We start from the raw sequence: 208 nt of genomic DNA on the forward strand, positions 1-208 counted from the left end.
GTATAATTTGAAGATTACCTTGAGCACATGGGCTAGCGTCACCTTCAACAATAATGCGGATATCGGCAACATCGTAGTTAGTTACGTCGCGATCCGAGTTAATACCGCTAAAGTGTTCGTCATCATTATTAGCGCCAGCTACAAAATCAGGCATTACATTTGCTGTTCTATGAACAATAATAGGCATTGATAAGCCAACAGGGGCAAG

At 41.8% G+C, this 208-nt stretch carries 1 pseudogene; it reads right to left on the minus strand.

The features are described from left to right. A pseudogene (locus V6260_RS19490) lies at window positions 1-208 on the minus strand (proline--tRNA ligase); the annotation flags it as partial.

The organism is Pseudoalteromonas aliena (assembly GCF_038155085.1).
In the GTDB taxonomy this organism is placed as follows: domain Bacteria; phylum Pseudomonadota; class Gammaproteobacteria; order Enterobacterales; family Alteromonadaceae; genus Pseudoalteromonas; species Pseudoalteromonas aliena_A.